The organism is Alphaproteobacteria bacterium (genome assembly GCA_040218575.1).
GTDB lineage: Bacteria > Pseudomonadota > Alphaproteobacteria > JAVJRE01 > JAVJRE01 > JAVJRE01.
On record JAVJRE010000002.1, the window covers coordinates 177,140 to 195,923 of the forward strand.

18 protein-coding genes are annotated in these 18,784 nt (G+C 67.0%); 10 read left to right on the top strand and 8 right to left on the bottom strand.

Going from position 1 to position 18,784, the window contains the following annotated elements; translation table 11 throughout:
- Positions 1-18 precede the first annotated feature (18 nt).
- The gene (locus RIE31_02410) at positions 19-942 is read left to right on the top strand and encodes a M23 family metallopeptidase (protein MEQ8639454.1); all 924 of its coding nucleotides are present in this window, start codon (positions 19-21) and stop codon (positions 940-942) included.
- On the top strand, positions 939-1,490 hold the full coding sequence (locus tag RIE31_02415; protein ID MEQ8639455.1) for a histidine phosphatase family protein: 552 nt from the start codon (positions 939-941) through the stop codon (positions 1,488-1,490). The genes RIE31_02410 and RIE31_02415 overlap by 4 nt, the downstream gene beginning before the upstream one ends.
- Before the next feature lie 50 nt (positions 1,491-1,540).
- On the opposite strand, the gene RIE31_02420 is transcribed toward RIE31_02415, so the two are convergent.
- From RIE31_02420 to RIE31_02440, 5 genes are read right to left on the bottom strand one after another with little or no spacing between them, the layout of a single operon-like run.
- Entirely contained in the window at positions 1,541-2,320 is a 780-nt protein-coding gene (locus tag RIE31_02420) for an SDR family oxidoreductase (GenBank protein MEQ8639456.1), read from the bottom strand.
- Positions 2,321-2,355: 35 nt separating this feature from the next.
- Positions 2,356-3,081 carry a DNA replication protein gene (locus RIE31_02425; GenBank protein MEQ8639457.1) on the bottom strand — a complete coding sequence of 242 codons (726 nt, stop codon included), beginning with the start codon at positions 3,079-3,081 and terminating at the stop codon, positions 2,356-2,358.
- Complete coding sequence (locus RIE31_02430; GenBank protein ID MEQ8639458.1) at positions 3,081-4,214, bottom strand: AI-2E family transporter; 1,134 nt, start codon at positions 4,212-4,214, stop codon at positions 3,081-3,083. Before RIE31_02430 ends, RIE31_02425 begins: the two co-directional genes overlap by 1 nt.
- On the bottom strand, positions 4,211-4,804 hold the full coding sequence (locus tag RIE31_02435) for a CDP-alcohol phosphatidyltransferase family protein (GenBank protein ID MEQ8639459.1): 594 nt from the start codon (positions 4,802-4,804) through the stop codon (positions 4,211-4,213). Before RIE31_02435 ends, RIE31_02430 begins: the two co-directional genes overlap by 4 nt.
- A gap of 13 nt (positions 4,805-4,817) precedes the next feature.
- Entirely contained in the window at positions 4,818-5,921 is a 1,104-nt protein-coding gene (locus RIE31_02440) for a DUF2066 domain-containing protein (protein ID MEQ8639460.1), read from the bottom strand.
- Between the two features lie 58 nt (positions 5,922-5,979).
- On the opposite strand from RIE31_02440, the gene purM reads away from it, so the two are divergent.
- From purM to RIE31_02455, 3 genes are read left to right on the top strand one after another with little or no spacing between them, the layout of a single operon-like run.
- Entirely contained in the window at positions 5,980-7,068 is a 1,089-nt protein-coding gene (gene purM / locus RIE31_02445) for a phosphoribosylformylglycinamidine cyclo-ligase (GenBank protein ID MEQ8639461.1), read from the top strand.
- Positions 7,056-7,778: a phosphoribosylglycinamide formyltransferase gene (purN, locus tag RIE31_02450; GenBank protein MEQ8639462.1), complete on the top strand. Its 723-nt coding sequence runs from the start codon at positions 7,056-7,058 to the stop codon at positions 7,776-7,778. Before purM ends, purN begins: the two co-directional genes overlap by 13 nt.
- A 55-nt stretch (positions 7,779-7,833) precedes the next feature.
- Positions 7,834-7,962, top strand: coding sequence for an aa3-type cytochrome c oxidase subunit IV (locus RIE31_02455; GenBank protein ID MEQ8639463.1), 129 nt, complete (start codon positions 7,834-7,836; stop codon positions 7,960-7,962).
- Positions 7,963-8,110: 148 nt separating this feature from the next.
- Here the strand turns inward: RIE31_02455 and ndk are convergent, their stop codons facing one another.
- Positions 8,111-8,533: a nucleoside-diphosphate kinase gene (ndk, locus tag RIE31_02460; GenBank protein ID MEQ8639464.1), complete on the bottom strand. Its 423-nt coding sequence runs from the start codon at positions 8,531-8,533 to the stop codon at positions 8,111-8,113.
- Between the two features lie 125 nt (positions 8,534-8,658).
- Here ndk and RIE31_02465 point away from each other — a divergent pair, with 125 nt between their 5' ends.
- Positions 8,659-10,545 (top strand): ABC-F family ATP-binding cassette domain-containing protein, encoded by a 1,887-nt coding sequence (locus RIE31_02465; GenBank protein MEQ8639465.1) that lies wholly within the window; start codon positions 8,659-8,661, stop codon positions 10,543-10,545.
- Here RIE31_02465 and RIE31_02470 read toward each other — a convergent pair.
- Positions 10,529-10,999: a DNA polymerase III subunit chi gene (locus RIE31_02470; GenBank protein MEQ8639466.1), complete on the bottom strand. Its 471-nt coding sequence runs from the start codon at positions 10,997-10,999 to the stop codon at positions 10,529-10,531. The genes RIE31_02465 and RIE31_02470 overlap by 17 nt on opposite strands.
- Positions 11,000-11,008: 9 nt before the next feature.
- A complete protein-coding gene (locus RIE31_02475; GenBank protein ID MEQ8639467.1) occupies positions 11,009-12,502 on the bottom strand; it encodes a leucyl aminopeptidase in 1,494 nt (497 codons plus the stop codon).
- A gap of 364 nt (positions 12,503-12,866) precedes the next feature.
- On the opposite strand from RIE31_02475, the gene lptG reads away from it, so the two are divergent.
- From lptG to pdxA, 4 genes are all read left to right on the top strand, one after another.
- Entirely contained in the window at positions 12,867-13,961 is a 1,095-nt protein-coding gene (gene lptG, locus RIE31_02480; GenBank protein MEQ8639468.1) for an LPS export ABC transporter permease LptG, read from the top strand.
- Between the two features lie 103 nt (positions 13,962-14,064).
- Positions 14,065-16,206, top strand: coding sequence for an LPS assembly protein LptD (gene lptD, locus RIE31_02485; GenBank protein ID MEQ8639469.1), 2,142 nt, complete (start codon positions 14,065-14,067; stop codon positions 16,204-16,206).
- A 170-nt stretch (positions 16,207-16,376) separates the two neighbouring features.
- Positions 16,377-17,726 (top strand): peptidylprolyl isomerase, encoded by a 1,350-nt coding sequence (locus RIE31_02490; protein ID MEQ8639470.1) that lies wholly within the window; start codon positions 16,377-16,379, stop codon positions 17,724-17,726.
- 16 nt (positions 17,727-17,742) lie between these two features.
- Positions 17,743-18,774, top strand: a complete 1,032-nt coding sequence (gene pdxA, locus RIE31_02495; GenBank protein ID MEQ8639471.1) for a 4-hydroxythreonine-4-phosphate dehydrogenase PdxA — start codon at positions 17,743-17,745, stop codon at positions 18,772-18,774.
- Positions 18,775-18,784: the final 10 nt, after the last annotated feature.

Genomic DNA, 18,784 nt, shown 5'->3' on the forward strand with positions numbered 1-18,784 from the left:
GTGACGGCCGGCGCGGCCATGGCCGACGAGCCACGGTTCATTGTCCCGGTGGACTGTGACATGGGCCTGGTTTGCGCCATCCAGCAGCATGTGGACCGCGACCCCGGCCAGGGCATCGCCGACTTCGCCGGTGGCCGGCTGACCTATGACGGACATGACGGCACCGATTTCCGGGTGCGTGACCGGGTCGATATGGCACGCGGCGTCCCGGTGGTGGCCGCCGCCGCCGGCACGGTCCTGCGGGTACGCGATGGCGAGGCGGATATCGAAGGGCGCGCCCGCGATGCGGCAATCGCCGCCGACCGCATGGCCGGCAACGGGGTGGTGATCGATCACGGGGACGGCTGGGAAACGCAATACTCCCACCTGCGTCAGGACAGTATCGCCGTGATCCCCGGCCAACGGGTCGCCGCCGGCGATGTTCTGGGCCTGGTCGGCCAGTCGGGATTCGCTGATTTTCCCCATGTCCATTTCGCGGTCCGCCACAACGGCCAGGCCATCGACCCCTTCGGGCAAGACCAGCAGAGCGATCTGTGGGACGACAGCGCCGACGCTGTCCTCGGCTATCGCGGCGGCGGCATCCTCAACCTCGGCTTTACACCCAACCCGCCGCGCATGGAGGGCGTGGAACGCGGCGTCTACAGCACCACGGAATTGCCTTCGACGATTGACGCGATCATCGTCTGGACGGCACTGTTCGGTGTTCGTGTGGGCGACCGGATCGACCTGGTGCTGAGCGATCCGGACGGCGGCGTGGTGGTGAGCCAGGCGATCACCGTGGAGCGTGACCGGGCCAGCCAGTTGTACTTTGCCGGCCGCCGCAAACCGGATGGCGACTGGCAGCCCGGGCTTTACCTGCTGACCGTCAGGTTCGACCGGCCGGCGGGTGTCATGCCGGCACGCCAGGAAGAGCGCTCCGCCAGACTGGTGGTCACCCCGTGAAGTTCCTCTATTTCCTGCGCCACGGCAAAGCCGAGGCGCCGCAGTTCGATCAGGAGGACCGCGACCGCCGCCTGACATCCAGTGGACAGCGGTCGGCCACCGCCATGGGCAACCATGCGCGCGAGCGCGGCTTTCGCATCGACGTGGTGCTGACCTCCACCGCGCGACGCACGGCGGAGACCACCGAGCTGTTTCTCGCCGCCTTTGGCCAGAGTGTCCCGGTGCGCCAGTTGACGGGACTTTATCTGGCGTCGCCGGAAGAGATCCTGGCGCATGTGGCCGAACTGGATGACGCCACGGATTCGGTGGTCATCATCGGCCACAACCCGGGTCTGAGCGAGCTGGCCATCATGCTGGTAGCCAGCGGGCCGGCCCCTGCCCGCTCTCTTCTGGCGCGCGGCTTTCCCACGGCGGCGCTGGCGGAAATCGCCGTGGACGCCGCAAGCTGGCGCCAGGTAGCGCCCGGCCGTGGCCGGCTGGTGCGCTTTACGCGGCCGGGCGATCTGCCGGCGGACACCGCCGGCGATCAGGAACCGGGCGCCGCCTGAGCCCGCCGGCGCCAGGTGTCAGCCGGAGGGCGGCCTAAGGCGTTCCCGGCCTAAAGCGTTCCTGGATAGTGGCCGCCGTCCAGCAGAATGTTCTGACCGGTGACGAAGCCGGACTGCGACGAGCACAGCCAGGCACAAGCGTGGCCGAACTCCTCCGGCTGGCCCCAGCGGCCGGCCGGATTACCCTTCGCCCGTTCGGCCACCAGATCATCGATACTGCGGTTTTCCTTCTTCGCCCGTCCCTCCATGAGCTGACGTGCACGGTCGGTCAGGAACGGCCCCGGCAGAAGATTGTTGATGGTGACGTTGTGGCGGACGGTCTGGCGGGCCAGGCCGGCGACGAAACCGGTGAGACCGGCGCGCGCGCCGTTGGACAGACCAAGCTGGGCTATGGGCGCCTTTACCGCGCCGGAGGTGATGTTGACGATGCGGCCAAAGCGCCGATCAATCATGCCGTCAACCACCGCCTTGATCAGGAAGATGGGCGTCAGCATGTTGGATTGCAGGGCCGATTCCCATTCCTTCTGGCCCCAGTCATGAAAATCGCCGGGCGGCGGACCGCCCGCATTGTTGATCAGAATGTCAGGCTCCGGACACGCTGCCAGCGCCGCGGCGCGGCCGGCTTCGGTGGTGATGTCACCGCTGACAATGGTCACGGTGGCGCCGGTGGCCTGGCGAATATCGGCAGCAGCGGCGGCGAGGGTTTCCTCGGTGCGCCCGGTGATGGTCACAGCGCAGCCTTCCGCCGCCAGCGCCATGGCGCACCCTTTGCCAAGCCCCTTGCTTGAGGCGCACACCAGCGCCGTCTTTCCGGTCAAACCCAAATCCATGTGCTGATCTCCCTTCCTGCGATTGCGAGTTGCCGTCAGCCGGCCGTTTCGGGCTGCCGTCCGCCGGCAGTATGGTCGTGGCCCAATACCCGGCGCACCAGCGGCACCGTTATCTCTCGCTTTTCCTGTAGCGCCAGGCGATCCAGCCGGTCTACCAGACGGGCAACCGCGGCTGGTGAACGCTCTATACGGGCCACCACATAGGGCACCACATCCGGCGAAATAGCCAGTTGGCGATCACCGAACAGCTTGACGCACAGAGCCGCAAGCAGTGTGTCATCAGGCTGGCCGATACCAACCGCCGGCAGCGCGCGAAGGCGCGACGCCAGGTCGGCAAGGGCAATCGGCCAGTCCGCCGGCGGCGTGCGGCCGGTGAACAACAGATCGCACCCGGCCTCGCGACAGCGGTTGAAAAAGTGCAGCAGCGCCGTGCCGTCGAAGGCCGGCGCGGTGACCGCGCGGTCCACATCCTCAATCACCCAGGGTCCCGATTCCGCGTCCGGAACATCCGGCGGCGCCAACTCCATGGGCCGGCCGATGAAGCGGTCGGCGGCGATCTGGCCGGCGCCGCTGACCTGGCGCCAGACCTGCGCCAGATGGGTCTTGCCAGCGCCCTCTCCGCCCCACAAAACCAGCCCGTGCCCCGGCCAGTCAGGCCAGCGGTCGAGCCAGGCGACCGCCGTCTGATTGCATCCGGCGATGAGAAAATCACTACGGCCGAGGGCCGGGCGATGGCCAAGATCCAGAACCAGTTGCCGCATCAGCCGTCGGTCTTGTCAGGAGCCACCGGCGCGGGCGGCGACGGAACGGGTGGCGAAGAGGACGACGCAGGGGGTCGGCCACCGCGCCAGGCCGGGCTATGGCGCCACCCATCCAATGCATAGCGCAGCAGCACGCCGGTCACCGCCGCCGCCGGCACCGCCAGCAGTACGCCGACAAATCCGAGCAACAGACCCCCGGCCAGCACAGCGAAAATGACCCACACCGGATGCAGGCCCACCCGCCGTCCGACCAGCCGCGGCGTCAGCACATTGCCCTCGAGAATCTGGCCGGCAGCGAACACGGCAGCGACCAGCAGGACGGACGTCCAGTCGGCAAGGCCGAACTGCACCAGCGCCATGCCAACGGACACCACCAGTCCGAAGGCCGCGCCGAGAAACGGGATGAAGGACACCAGACCGGCGGCGATGCCGATCACCAGCCCGAAATCGAGATTCAGAAGCGTGAGACCGGTGGCGTAGAACACCGCCAGGCACAACACCACCACGCCCTGGCCGCGGACGAAACCGGCCAGCGTGCGGTCAATATCCGAAGCGATCCGACGGATGGCCGGCGCGTCATCGCGCGGCAGCCAGCCATCGATCTTCGTCAGGATGCGGTCCCAGTCCCGCAGCAAATAGAAGCCCACAAGCGGCGTTATGAAGATCAGCGACAGGAGGTTGATAAACGCCACGCCGCCGCTCCACACACCGGTCAGGAACCGGGCCACAACGCGCAAGGCATCGCCAGCGCCGGACGACAGAAGATTCCGCAGCCGTTCCAGGTCCTGTGGCGTGAGGACATTTTCTAGGCGCCCGGCCAGGGGCTGGCCCCAGGCGGTCAGCGCGGCAATGTACTGTGGAACATTATCGGCAAAGGTCAGGATCTGCTGCTGTACGAGCGGTACCAGCAGAACTACGGCCAGCACCATCAGGGCGAGAAACCCGCCAACGAGAACGAGAGCGGCAATTGTCCGTGACACGCCATGCCGGGCCAGCCACTGGGCCACCGGATCGAGAAAGTAGGCAATGGCAAAGCCGGCGATGAACGGCAAAAGAATCGGCGCAAACACCATCATGGCGAGGACGAACGCCACCCCGCCCGCCACATAGCCGATTCCGCCGCGTAGGGTCATCGCTCGTCCTCCAGCCTGATCAGCCGTTGCAGCCAGGTCACCACATACTGGCCGCCGGAGGCGACGGTTGTCAGTGCCACCACCCAGATCAGCAGCCCGATCAAAGGCGCGGTCAGCGGCGTCAGGGACGTGGCCAGGCCAAGCTCCGCCACCACCAGCACCGCCAGCACGATCTGCGTCACTGTATTGAGCTTGCTGAGCCAGATGGGAGCCATGCGCAGTTTCTGCGTCAAGGTATGAATCAGCAGAGCGCCGCCAATGATCAGAATGTCGCGCGAGACCACCAGAATGACCAGCCAGCTTGGCAGATGCCCCTGAACGCCGAGAGCGACAAAAACACCGACCAGCAGAGCCTTGTCAGCCAGCGGGTCGAGATAGGCGCCCAGATGTGTGCGCCGGTTGAAGCGCCGGGCGATATAGCCATCCACCGCGTCGCTGAGGCCGGCGGCAACCAGCAACCAGAAGGCCGGCGCAAACCGGCCATCCATCAGCAGCCAGACAATCAAAGGCACCGTCACAAGGCGGGCCAGCGTGATCACATTGGGCAAGCTGATACGGCTTCGCCGGGCGCGAACGCCGGTCGCGGTCATGGCCGGCCACCGGTCACGGCGCGGCCGAACCGCGCAACGACAAGGGCCGGCGGCCGAAGGCGTCCGGCGGGCCCAGGACGATGTCGCTCTGGGCCAGGGCCAGCGCCAACTGCGCTTCGCTACCGACATAGAGGAGACGGGCTTCGGCGTCCCGCAGGCTAAAGGATTGCAGAGTGACCTGGCGCACGGCCGCCACCGCGCGCAACCGGCGCTCCATTGCCGCCCATGCGGCCAGCGTCTCAAACCGAACGGTGACCGGCAGGGTTCCACCGCTGCCCGTGCCAACAGCGACCGCCGCTTTCCACGATTCTTCCGCCGCCCGCACAACCCGCGACACGGCCCGGTCATAGGCCGCGGCCAATCCCGCCCTGTCGCCGGCGTCCACCGTATCGACGACCACATCGCCGACCTGGCCGGGGCCAAACCGGCTGATGGTCAGATGCAGCCCCGTTCCGCTCGAGCCAAAGCGCGGCGCCGCAACCACAACAAGCGTGTCGCTGGCGCCATAGCGCGCGGCAATCGCCGCCAGCCGGTCGTCATTGCCGTCCACCGCCTGACGCGCGCTGATGGCGGCGATATCGGCCAGGTCACCAAGCGGCAATACCAGCGGCACCAGACCGTCATGGTCCTGCAATGCGGCCCAGGCATCACGCCACGGATTGGGTTCGTCCCACAGGCTGAATGCGCCGCCACTGCTAAGAACCGGCAGGACCAGCACCGGCTTGGAGGGGGTTTCGGCAAAAGCGATGGCCTCCCGCCGCAACAGGTCGCGCACGCGCGACGGGCTGAAGGACACAGTCAGGCTGGCGATATAGCGAACAGCCGAGGTTTTCTCCGACTCCACACCGAAGCTTTCCACCAGCCCGGCAATCGACGGGTCATCGAGATGGGCCAGCCGGGCGCCGGCGCCGGAGAAGGCCAGACGGCCAATCAGCCGGAAAAACGCCTGGCGCTGACCATCACCAAGCGCCAGCGTCTTGGCCTGATCGGCGCTGGCCGCCGTGCGGTCCACGGCCACGCCACGCACGGTGAACAGCTCATCGGCCGCCAGCACCGGCGGCGCGCCTGTCAGTAGAATAAAGGCAAGGGCCAAAAGGCCCGTCCGCCGAAGCGTCATGACGGCCAATTCCGAATCCACTAAGGTCGCGATGTCCGTGCCGCCTTTATAGACCAAAGTGTCCCGCCAACGCAGCCACGCCAACCGCCGCACCTACCGCCAGGCCGGGGTCGATATCGACGCCGGGCAGGCGCTGGTGGGCGAAATCGGCCCCCTGGCCGAAGCCACCCGGCGCAGCGGCAGCCTGAGCCGTCTTGGCGGATTCGGGGCATTGTTCGATCCGCGGGCGGCCGGCTTTGATGATCCCATCCTGGTGTCGGCGACCGATGGGGTCGGCACCAAGCTGTTGCTGGCCGAGGCCGCGGAGTCGTTCAGCACCATCGGCATCGACCTGGTTGCCATGTGCGTCAATGATCTGGTGGTGCAGGGTGCGGAGCCTCTGTTCTTTCTGGACTATTTCGCCACCGGCCGCCTGAACGTGGCGCGAGCAGCGCAGGTCATCGCCGGCATCGCCGAAGGCTGCCGTCTGGCCGGCTGCTCGCTCGCTGGCGGTGAAACCGCCGAAATGCCCGGCATGTACGAAGGCGACCGCTTTGACCTGGCCGGCTTTGCGGTGGGTGCGGTGGAGCGCGATCATCTGCTGCCGCGCCAGGATATAGACGCCGGCGACGTGATCCTGGGTCTCGCCTCCTCCGGCGTCCACTCCAACGGCTATTCGCTTGTACGGCGAATCATCGACGATCTGGATCTGGCCCTGGACAGCCCGCCGCCTTTTGCCGCGCCGCCAGGGGCCAGCCTGGCGGAAATATTGCTGACACCGACGCGGATCTATGTGCCGACGGCGCTGGCGGCGGTGCGCGGCGGCAAGGTCAAGGCCCTGGCCCATATCACCGGCGGCGGCCTGACGGAGAATATCCCGCGGGTTCTGCCTGACGGCACAGTTGCCGACATCGACGCCCGGTCATGGCCGTGGCTGCCGGTCTTTGGCTGGCTGGCCGAGGCCGGCGGCGTGGCGGCGGTGGAAATGGCGCGGACTTTCAATTGCGGCATCGGCATGGTGGCGGTGGTGGCGGCGGCCGATGCCGACCATATGGAAACAGTCCTGCGCGGCAGCGGCGAAAGCGTATTCCGCATCGGTCGGATAAGCGCCGGCGACGGCCCGGCGACCACCCGGCTGACCCATCTTGAGGATGCATGGCGGGGCTGACCACACCGCTCCGAACGGCGGTGCTTATTTCCGGTCGCGGCAGCAATCTGGCGGCCCTGATCAGAGCCACCGAAGCGGCGGACTTTCCGGCTGAAATCGCCTGCGTCATCTCAAGCCGGCCGGATGCGCCAGGCCTGGGCCACGGCCGCGACGCGGAAGTCGCCGCTGTCGCGCTGGATCACACGGCCTTTGCTTCGCGGGATGCTTTCGACGAGGCGGTGCAGGCCGAGCTGGACCGGCATGAGGTGGATTTCATCTGTCTGGCGGGGTTCATGCGCCTGTTCACTGCTGCTTTCGTCACACGCTGGCACAACCGGATGATCAATATTCACCCCTCGCTGCTGCCGCTCTATCCGGGCCTTCACCCGCAGGCGCAGGCGCTGGAGGACCGGGCCGCGGAGAGCGGCTGCACCGTGCACTTCGTGCGCCACGCCACGGATACAGGACCAATTATCGCCCAGGCCCGGGTGGCGATCCTGCCGGATGACGACGCCGACCGGCTGGCCGCAAGAATCCTGGCCGCGGAGCATCTGCTCTACCCGCTGGCCCTGCGTCTTGTGGCCGAAGGTCGTGTCGCCATAGCGGGCGAAACGGCACGGGTGGACGGTCGCGGGCTGGTCCTGCCGGCCGGTCTCTCCCTGGCCGATGTGCGCGTCGGCAGTGACCGGCAGCCGGCCGCCGACGCCGGCTTTTCAAGCGGCACCGGCTAGGCTAAGAGTCGCCGGCCCCCGAGGGGCGTATGAGCACAACCGAGGGGAGCCGGACATGAGCGCCGAGAACGACCAGCACCTTGAACCACACGTCACCATGTGGCGGGGTTTTGTTCGCCTGACCGTGTGGAGCACGGCTATCGTCGTGGTCATCCTGGCAGGAATGGCGATTTTCCTGCTGTAGCGGGTATGCTGCGGCGCAGTCCGGGGTCTTTCCGCCGCGGGTCGCCGGGCGCGGCCAGGGCCGGTTAGCGGGCAAATGTGCCCGGCGTGAACTCAGCCGGTAAACTTGCCCGGTTTGAACTCAGCCGATAATTTCGTCCGGCTTGGACTCAGCCGGTGATTTCGTCCGGCTTGAAGAAGAAGGCGATCTCCGTTTGCGCGTTTTCCGGCGAATCCGAGCCGTGCACGGTGTTGGCCTCAATCGATTCCCCGAACTCGCGGCGGATGGTGCCGGGGGCGGCCTTGGCGGGATCGGTGGCCCCCATGATTTCGCGATTACGCTCGACCGCGTTCTCGCCCTCCAGAACCTGCACAACCACCGGTCCCGACGTCATGAACGCGCACAGATCAGCGAAAAACGGCCGCTCGCGGTGAACGCCGTAGAAGGCCTCTGCCTGGTCACGGGACATACGGATACGGCGCTGGGCGACGATGCGCAGACCGGCCCGCTCCAGCCGGGCATTCACTTCACCGGTGATATTGCGCCGGGTGGCGTCGGGCTTGATGATCGAAAACGTACGCTGGCTGGCCATGGTGGCACCTGTCCTCGTGTTGCGGCCGGCAGGGGGACCGGGTGGCGGCCTTATATCGGCCGTATCCCGGGCGAACAAGGGCGGCTGGCCAGCCCGCCCGCGCCGCCAGCGGACCTGACCGGCCGATGATCGAACTGAGAGACCTCACGTTCCGCTTCGGCGAGCGGTTGCTGCTGGACCACGCCTCGGTCAGCCTCCCGGCCGGCCACAGAATCGGCTTCGTCGGTCGCAACGGCACCGGCAAGACCACGCTGCTGTCCCTGATCCTGGGCCAGATACAGCCGGAGGCCGGTGAGATCACCATGCCGCGCCGCAGTCGCATCGGCACCGTGGCTCAGCGCCTGCCCGACCCACGGCTGACCCCGCGCGAGATGGTTCTGGCCGGCGACGCCGAGCGGGCGCGCCTGATGGCCCAGGCCGACGACCAAAGTAATCCGCTGGCGGCGGCCGATGCCCATGCCCGTCTGGTGGAGACCGGCGCCCACGCGGCACCGGCGCAGGCGGCGCGCATCCTGGCCGGCCTGGGCTTCGACGAAGCGGCACAAGCCCGGCCGCTGGCGGAGTATTCCGGCGGCTGGCGTATGCGCGCGGCGTTGGCGGCGGCGCTGTTCGCCGAGCCCGACCTGCTGCTGCTGGACGAGCCCACCAACCATCTGGACCTTGAGGCCGCCCTGTGGCTGGAGGGGCATCTGGCCCGCTATCCCCACACTGTGCTGATGGTCAGCCACGACCGCCGTTTGCTGGAGCGGGCCACCGACCGCACCCTGCTGCTGGAGGGCGGCAAGCTGAAGCTGTATGGCGGCGGATTCTCCGTTTTCGAACGCATTCGCCGGGAAGAGCGTCTGACCGTCGGCCGCGAGGCCGAGCGGGTGGCCAAGGCAAAGGCCCATATGGAGGCCTTTGTGGAGCGCTTCCGCTACAAAGCAAGCAAGGCCCGGCAGGCGCAAAGTCGCCTGAAGGCCCTGGAAAAACTGGGCGACCCAACACCGCTGGTGGAAGCCGGCGACGTCCGCTTCGATTTTCCCCAACCCAGACCTTTGTCGCCGCCGATCCTGGCGCTGGACGATGTCAGTGTCGGCTATGGCGGCAAGCCGGTCCTGGAACACCTGTCGTTGCGTCTGGAGCCGGACGACCGGGTCGCCCTGCTGGGCGCCAACGGCAATGGCAAGACGACGCTGGCCCGCCTGCTGGCCGGCCAACTGGCGCCCCTGTCCGGCGAGGTCATCCGCCCCGGCAAGCTGCAGGTCGGCTATCTGGCCCAGGACGAGGCCGACAGCCTGGACGACCGCACAACAGCGGTGACCCATCTGGCGCGGCTGCGACCGCGCGACGATCCCACCCGGCTGCGCGCCCATCTCGGCCGTTTCGGCCTGACCCAGGGGCGAGCGGAAACAAAGGTGGGCAATCTGTCAGGCGGCGAGCGGGCCCGTGTTCTGCTGGCCATGGCGTCGGCGGCCGAGCCTCATCTGCTTATTTTCGACGAGCCCACCAACCATCTGGATCTGGACAGCCGCGACGCTCTGGTTCAGGCACTGAACGCCTTTGAAGGCGCGGTGGTGCTGATCAGTCATGACCCCCATCTGGTTGATCTGGTGGCCGACCGCCTGTGGCTGGTGGCCGATGGCGCGTGCCGTCCCTATGCGGACGATCTGGCGACCTATGCCCGTTCGCTGGGGCAGGTAGCGGCGGAGGGACGGCGCGACCGGTCCAGACGCAAAGCGGACAACCAGCGGGCCAAAGGGACGCCGGCCGGTGCCTCAGTCCAGGCCCTCAAACGCCAGGCGGAGACAGCGGAAACAGCGGTAAGCGCCCTTAACCGGCAGAAAAACGAGCTGGCGGCAGCGCTGGCCGATCCCCGACACCACAGGGATGGCAGCACCATGGCGCAGTTGGCGCAGCAAGCGGCAGAGGTGTCGGCGAAACTGGCCAAGGCCGAAGCCCAGTGGCTGGCGCTGCTGGAACAGGTGGAAGCCAGAGCCGACCACACCAAGACCCTCAGCGGTCGTCGCTGACAGACTCCCAGCCGCTGGCCGACTGGCGGTAGTACTGAACCGTCCGCCCGGCCGCGGTGCAGTCACGCCAGCGCTGGCGGGCGACGGCGACAGCGGCCTCGTCGCGGTCGTCGAAGAACTCGCAACGCAGCGCATAACCGTCCAACCGGCTGTCAGCCCCATCGGTGACAATCAGCACACTGGCCTGGTTGGGGTTTTCGTCCTCTGGCGTTATCCACACGGGCTGCGCCGCCGCTGCGCCGTCCCGCGCCGTTCCATGGGGCAGAAACGAGTCCCGGCCATGGGTCCAGAGGGCGTGGCTGAGCGCCTCGGCACGCTCTGGCGAACCCGTCAGGACCACCGCCCGCCAGCCGCGGGCGATGACCTTTTCCAGAACCTCCGGCAAGGCCTGTTCCAGGGCCGTCCGGGTCAGGTGATAGAACCGGACCTCCACCGCCAATCCCGCCTCCACCATCGGTCGGGCCTATTTCTCGTAGTTGTCGGCCACCAGCCGGTCGAGCAGGCGCACACCCCAGCCCGTAGCACCGGACGGCACCGTCGGCCGCGCCTTGTCAGACCAGGCGACGGCGGCAATATCCAAATGCGCCCAGGGCACGCCCTTGTCCACAAACCGCTGCAGGAACTGGGCGGCGACGATGGAGCCGGCATTGCGGTTGGCGGCGATGTTCTTCACGTCAGCCACTTTGGAGTCGATCTCCCGGTCATAGGCATCGCTGAGCGGCAGACGCCAGACGCGCTCTTCCACCGCCTCGCCGGCTCGCGACAACTGGCCGGACAGGCGATCATCATTGCTGAACAGGCCCGCATAAGGGGCGCCCAGCGCAACCAGGATGGCGCCGGTCAGGGTGGCAAGGTCCACCATCAGGGCCGGCTTATATTTTTGCTGGGCGTAGGTCAGCACATCGCACAGGACCAACCGGCCCTCAGCGTCTGTATTGAGAATCTCGATGGTCTGGCCGGACATGGAGGAGACGATGTCGCCCGGCCGCTGGGCGTTGCCGTCGGGCATGTTCTCCACCAGGCCGACAATGCCAACCGCGTTGACCTTCGCCTTACGCCGGGCCAGCGCCCGCATCAGCCCGACGACGGTGCCTGAGCCGCCCATGTCCCACTTCATCATGTCCATGCCGGGGCCGGGCTTCAGCGAGATACCGCCGGTGTCGAAGGTGACTCCCTTGCCGATGAAGGCAAGCGGCGCCTGGGTTTTCGCCGCGCCATGCCATTCCATGATGACCACCCGGCCCGGCCGGGCGCTGCCCTGAGCGACGCCGAGAAGGGAGTGCATGCCAAGCTTGCGCAGGGCCGTCTCATCCAGCACCTGGACCTTGCAGCCGTCCTTGCGCAGGTCCAGCAACCGCTCCGCATAGGATTCCGGATAGAGCACGTTCGGCGGCTCGCTGACCACATCGCGGGTCAGAAAAACGCCGTCGGCGATGGCCGACAACCGGTCAAAGTGACGGCGCGCAGAGGCTGGACCTTTCAGCGCTATATCAAGGCTTTGCAGGGTTGGTTTCTTGTCATCACTGAGCCGCGTACGGTAGCGGTCAAAGCGGTAGGACTGGAGCCGCGCACCAAAGGCCAGGTGGGCCGCCATGTGGGCGCTGTCGAAGCGGCCGCGCCGTTCCGGCAGGAGGACCGTAGCCTGGCCATCACGCCGCTTATTGAGGCCATCCACCAGATTGGCGCCCAAAGCCTCCATGCCGGTGTCGTTGATGTCGCCGGCGGCGCCGAGGCCGGCGAGAATGATCCGTTTGAGCTCGGTGCCGGACGGCGCCGGGATGTCGAAGAGCTTGCCCTTGGCGCCGGCCTTGTCCCACGCCGCCATGGCGGCGCTGATCCGGCCATCCAGCGTGCGGTCCAGGTCGCGCGCCTCCGGTCCGAGCCGGCCACCGTCACCGACACAAAGAACCAGCGTCCCGGACTGCGGCGTGACCGCCGGCGTGATGGTGATTTCCATGGCAAACCCCTCCCCAAGTGCCGACGCGGCGAGGTCGCCGCAAATCGGGCGTTTCCTAGGCTGTTCCAACACCGCTCCGGCGTTGGCCCAACCGCCGCATTGTGTGGAAAGGGAGGACATGCGGCAACCGGCCCCACCCCGCCCCGATGCCGGGTCGTGGCAATCCCGGCACGGTTTGCCACCGCACACCAACCGGTGATTAACGTCCTGCCGTTAACCTTGCTGTTCCGCTTTTACCCGCCGACTGCTTAATATGCGCCGCCATGCACTTGAACCTGCCCCCTTTCCCCCGCTGCCCGCGCGCCGACGCTGATATCCGGCCGCGCCAGCCGCGCCGGCCCGGCCAGGCCGGGGACCGCCGGGCATGAGGCTGTCGGGCACCCTGTCCTTCTATATCGCGCGCCAGGTTCTGCTGTGGATCGCTCTGGTCGCCGGGGTGCTGCTGGCCGTGGTCTTTCTGTTCGACACGGTCGAGCTGCTGCGGCGGGCGGCTAGCCGCAGCGACGTCGGCGTCGGCCTGGTCTTTGCCATGGCGCTGCTCAAGGCACCGACCATGCTGCAGGAAATCATCTCCTTTGCGGTGCTGTTCGGCGCCATGGCGGCATTTGCCCGGTTGTCGCGGCACCATGAGCTGGTGATCGTCCGCGCCTCCGGCGTTTCGGCCTGGCAGTTCATGCTGCCGGCGATGGCCGTGGCGGTGGCGCTGGGCGCGGCCAAGCTGGGCTTCGTCAATCCACTGGCGGCCTCCATGCAGGCTCGTTTCGAGGCCGTCGAGAGCCGCCTGCTGGAAAGCGGTGCGAGCGCGCTGACCCTCACCGGCAACGGCCTGTGGCTGCGCCAGGCGGAAGCCGGTGGCGAGGCTATTCTGCACACGCCGGTGCCGCCGGGGGCGGATATGCGGCTGGTCAATGTGACCCTGTTCCGCTACGACGCCACGGGTCGCTTCATTGGCCGGGTTGACGCCCGCAGCGGCGCCCTGGAGGACGGCCAATGGCGACTGGTGGACGCGGTGGTGGCGACGCCGAACGAGCCGGCACGCCAGGTGGCAACCTATGTGCTGGCGACGGAACTGACGTCAGACCGCATCATGGACAGCTTTTCATCACCGGAAACCATCTCGTTCTGGGACCTGCCGGGCTTTATCGACACCATGCAGAAAGCCGGGCTGCCGGCCCTGCGTCATCGTCTGGAATGGAATCGCCTGGCCTCCAGCCCGTTCATGCTGGCGGCGATGGTGCTGCTGGCCGGCGCCTTTTCCATGCGACCGTCACGCCAGGGCGGCGTTCTACTGCTGATCGGCGCCGGTATTGCCGCAGGCTTCGTCATCTATTTCGGCTCCGACATCGTCTTTGCCCTGGGCCTGTCACAGGCGGTGCCGGTACCTCTGGCAGCGTGGGCGCCGGCCCTGTTCACCGCCCTGCTCGGCGGCTCCCTGCTGATTCACATGGAAGATGGCTGAGGCCGGCGCGGGCGGCGGCCCGACGATGATCGCCGGGAGGTGGCGCGCCAAAACCCGCCGGCGAGCCCAGAGGTGGCTTTGCGCCACGGGTCTGGCAGCCGTCGTGCTGGTAGCGGCGGTCCTGTCAGATGGCGGCGCGGCCCACGCCCAGCTGGCCCCCGACGAGGCCCTGCTGACGGCGGATGAAGTTGTCTTTGACCAGGACAACAACGTGATCCGCGCCATCGGCAATGTGGAGATTGCCTTCGGCCCACGCATCCTGCTGGCCGACATCGTGGCCTATGACCGCGGCAGCGACACGGTGACGGCAACCGGCAATGTCAGCCTGGTCGAGCCCAGCGGCGACGTCCTGTTCGCCGAGCGCGTGGTGCTGACCCGTGACCTGCAGGAAGGGCTGGTCGAGCAGATCCGCGTCCTGATGAGTGATCGCACCCGTATCGCCGCCCATTCGGGTGTGCGCAGCAGCGGCAACCGCACACGCTTTCGCCGGGCCGTGTTTTCGCCGTGCGAACTGTGCGCCGAGGCGCCGGAACGCGCACCCCTGTGGCAGATCACCGCCCGCACGGTGACCCACGACCAGACGGCCCAGCAGATCACCTACAACCATGCATTCATGGAAATCTACGGCGTTCCGGTGTTCTACACCCCCTATTTCAGCCACCCGGACCCGACCGTGGACCGCAAATCAGGCTTTCTGGCGCCCACATACCGCAGTTCCGAAACCCTCGGCAGCGGTATTGAAGTGCCGTATTACTGGGCCATTGCCGGCGACAAGGACGCCACCTTCGCGCCGATCTACTATTCCGACGTGGCGCCGGTGATGCAGGGCGAGTATCGCCAGACCTTCGACAACGGGTTTCTGACAGTCAACAGTTCGGCAACCAACCCGGACCGGCTGGAAGGCAATGCGCGCGTACCCGGTAGCGAATTTCGCGGTCATGTGGAAAGCACCGGCCGCTTTGCCATAGACGACACGTGGCGCTGGGGCTTCGACGCCAACCGGTCGACCGACGATACCTACTTGCGGCGCTACAGGCTGGGCAACCTTACTGCCGAGCAATCCCTGACCAGCAACGCGTTCGTGGAAGGGTTCCGCGGTCGCAACTACGCAGCAGCCAACACATTCTTCTACCAGGGGCTGCGGGCAGGCGATGACCCGGACACGATTCCGGTCATCCTGCCGGTCCTGGACTATCGTCATGTAGGGACTCCCGGGCGGCTTGGCCTGCGGACCGAAGGCGACGCCAATCTGCTGGTTCTGGAGCGCGATGACGGCACCGACAGCCGCCGCCTGGCCCTGCGTGGCGGGGTCGCCCTGCCGTACACGGCGCCGGCCGGCGACATCTATACCCTGCGCGCTGATATACGAGCCGACGCCTATCACGCCGCCGGCGTGGTCAATGCCGACGATCCGACGCGCACGGGCGAGGGATTCGCGGGCCGGGTCTTTCCACAGGTCAGTCTGGAATGGCGCTATCCCTTTGTCCGGCGACGGCCGGCCGTGCGAGAGGTATTCGAACCGATCGCCGAGGTCATCATGGCGCCAACCGGCGGCAATTCATCGGAAATACCCAACGAGGACAGTCTGGCCTTCGAATATTCGGCGGCCAACCTGTTCTCCGACAACCGGTTTCCCGGATTTGACCGGGTCGAGACCGGCCCGCGCGCCAATTATGGCCTGCGCTATGGCGTATATGCCGACAGCGGCGCCAGCGCCACCGCCCTGGTCGGCCAGTCATACCGCCTGCACGAAGACTCGGTGTTCTCTGAGGTCTCGGGCCTGTCAGACCACGTCTCGGACGTGGTGGGACGGGTCAACTTCAACCTGCCGGGCATCGCCGATATCACCTATCGGGCGCGCTTCAATAAGGACGACCTGACCGCCCGACGCAGTGAACTGCTTACCACTTTCGGCCCGTCGCGCCTTAGAACCAGTATCAGTTATGGCTTCTATGATGCTGATTCACAAAGTGGTTTTCAGGATCGGGAAGAGCTGTCCGCGTCCATGATCGCAGGCCTCAACGATTACTGGTCGGTGTTCGTGCGCCATCGCCGCTCGCTGGTGGATGATGGTGGATCGCTGAGCAGCGGCCTGGGCGCGATCTATCAGGACGAGTGCTATCAGATGGAGCTGTCGCTGGACCGCAACTTCACGGTTGACCGTGACCTGCAGCCGGACGATACGCTGTTCGTGCGGATTGTTTTCAAGCACCTTGGCCAGGTCGCGCCAAAAAGCTCGTTCTAGGCCGGGGCCGGCACGGGGTTTGCCGGCACAGGGTATGAGAGCCGGCGGATCTTCTAGGCGTTGCTGGCGAAATCGCGGAACGGCGCCGGACACACGGCCGCGAGCCCGGCATGGTGACGGGTTCGGCGCGCACGTATGATCGCCCGTCCAGTGCATACGAGAGAGGCGTGATGGCAGGATCACAACCACAGGCGGGAATTGACGGCAGGAGAGCGCCTGCGCGGTTAGGCCGGCTGCTCGCCGCGGCGCTGGCCGGGGTGGTCCTGCTGGCTCTGTCGGCGGCGGGCCCGTTGTGGTCGGCAGGCGGCGGGCGTGGCGCGGCGCAGGCGCAGGAGCTTCTCGGCATCGCCGCCGTGGTCAACGATCAGGTGGTGTCCCTGTATGACCTGAACGGTCGCCTCCGCGTGGCGCTGGCTGCATCACGGCTGCCCAACACGGCGGAGGTTCGCGACGAGCTGGCGCCGCGCGTACTGCGTCAGCTTATCGACGAACGACTGCAGGCGCAGGAGGCGCGCAGCCGCGGGATTTCCGTCCGGCCGGAAGAAATCGAGCGGGCGCTGGCCATCATCCGCGAGCAGAACCGCGTTCCGGTCGAGGCGTTTGACGAGTTTCTCGCCGCCAACGGCGTACCAAAGGACGCCCTCGTGCAGCAACTGACCAGCAGCATTCTATGGGACAAGCTGGTGAGGCTGCGCTTTCGCGATTCGATCCAGATCGGTGATGAGGAAATTGATGCGGTTCTGGAGCGCCTGAACAAGGCCAGCGGCAAAACGCAGAGCCATGTCTATGAGATTTTTTTGCGCTTTGACGCCGGCGAAGATCGCACCGAGTTACGCATCCTGGCCAACCGGCTGGCCCAGCAATTGCGCGACGGCGCCAATTTCACGTCCGTCGCCCGGCAATTCTCCGACAGCGCCACGGTGGCGGTGGGCGGCGAAATCGGCTGGGTTCTGCCGGGTGACCTCAGCCAGGCGCTGGATCAGGTGATCCAGGCCGCCGAACCAGGCCAGATCGCCGGCCCGATCGAAACGCGCGAGGGCCTCTATCTGCTGGCCATCGCCGACCGTCGGACAGTGGATGCGCCGGATCCGGGCGGCATTGAAGTGACCCTGCGGCAGATGGTTCTGCCACTGGCGGGCGATGCGGATGAGGCAGAGCGCAGCAGTCAGTTGGCCCTGGGCACCCAGCTCAGCCAGACTATCGCCGGCTGCGATGATCTGGCGGCGGTGGCCGGCGAAATGGGTGCCAGTGCGCCGGCAGCGCCGACCACCCTGGCGATGCGCGACCTCAACCCGGCCATGAGCGATCTGGTGGCCAGCCTTGAGCCCGGCCAGGTGAGCCAGCCGGTGGAGGTGGAAAACGGTGTCATGCTGGTCGCCTTGTGCGACCGGCAGGAGGTCGGGGATACCGCCGCGCGCACCCAGGTCAGCCAGCAATTGTTCCTGGAGCGGCTGGGCCTGTCGGCGGCCAGCTATCTGCGCGACCTGCGCCAGGCCGCCTTCATCGAAGTCCGCCTGTAGGCCGGCGAGAGACGCCATGACCGGCCCGCACACGCCGCGTTCCATCGTTGTCAGTATGGGCGACCCGGCGGGTATCGGGCCCGAGCTGGCTCTACAGGCCTGGCAGCATGAGCGGGCGTCCCTGCCCCCCTTTGCGCTGCTGGCGGACGGCGCTCACCTGGCCGGCCTGGCCCGGCGCATAGGCCTGGCGGACCTGCCGTTGCAGCCGGTGGAAAGCCCGGATCAGGTGAACCGGACCTTTGCCACCGCCCTGCCGGTGCTGACCTGCCCGCTGGCCCGGCCGGCGACCCCCGGCACCCCGGACCCGGCCAACGGCGCGGCGGTGGTGGAGGCCATCCGCCGGGGCGCCGCCTACTGTCTGAGCGGCGAGGCGCGGGCCCTGGTGACCTTGCCGATCCACAAGAAGACCCTGTACGACGCCGGCTTTGGCTTTCCCGGCCATACGGAATATCTGGGCCAGTTGTGCGGCGGCAAACCGGTCATGCTGCTGGTCGGCGGCGGCCTGCGGGTGGCGCCGGTGACCATTCATCTGGCGCTGCGGCAGGTGGCAGACAGTTTGCGCCAGGCGGACATCGTCCATGCCGGCCGGGTGGTGGCAGAGGCGTTGCGACGGGATTTCGCCATTGCGGAGCCCAGGCTGGCCGTCGCCGGGCTCAACCCCCATGCCGGCGAAGATGGCGCGCTGGGCGACGAGGAGCGACGCATTATCGCCCCGGCGGTGGCCGCGCTGGCGGCAGAGGGCTGGCAGGTCAGCGGTCCATGGCCGGCCGACAGCCTGTTCCACGAAGCCGCCAGAGAGCGCTATGACGCGGTTCTGACAATGTATCATGACCAGGCCTTAATACCTTTGAAAACATTAGATTTTTACGGTGGGGTCAATACGACTCTGGGGATCGGCATTGTCCGCACCTCACCGGACCACGGCACGGCGTTCGACATTGCCGGCCGGGCTATCGCCCATCGCGGCAGCCTGGTGGCGGCCCTGCGCCTGGCCGCCGACATGGCCCGCGCCCGCGCCGCACAACCGGCACCGGCAGCAGCACCGTGAGCCGGTGGTG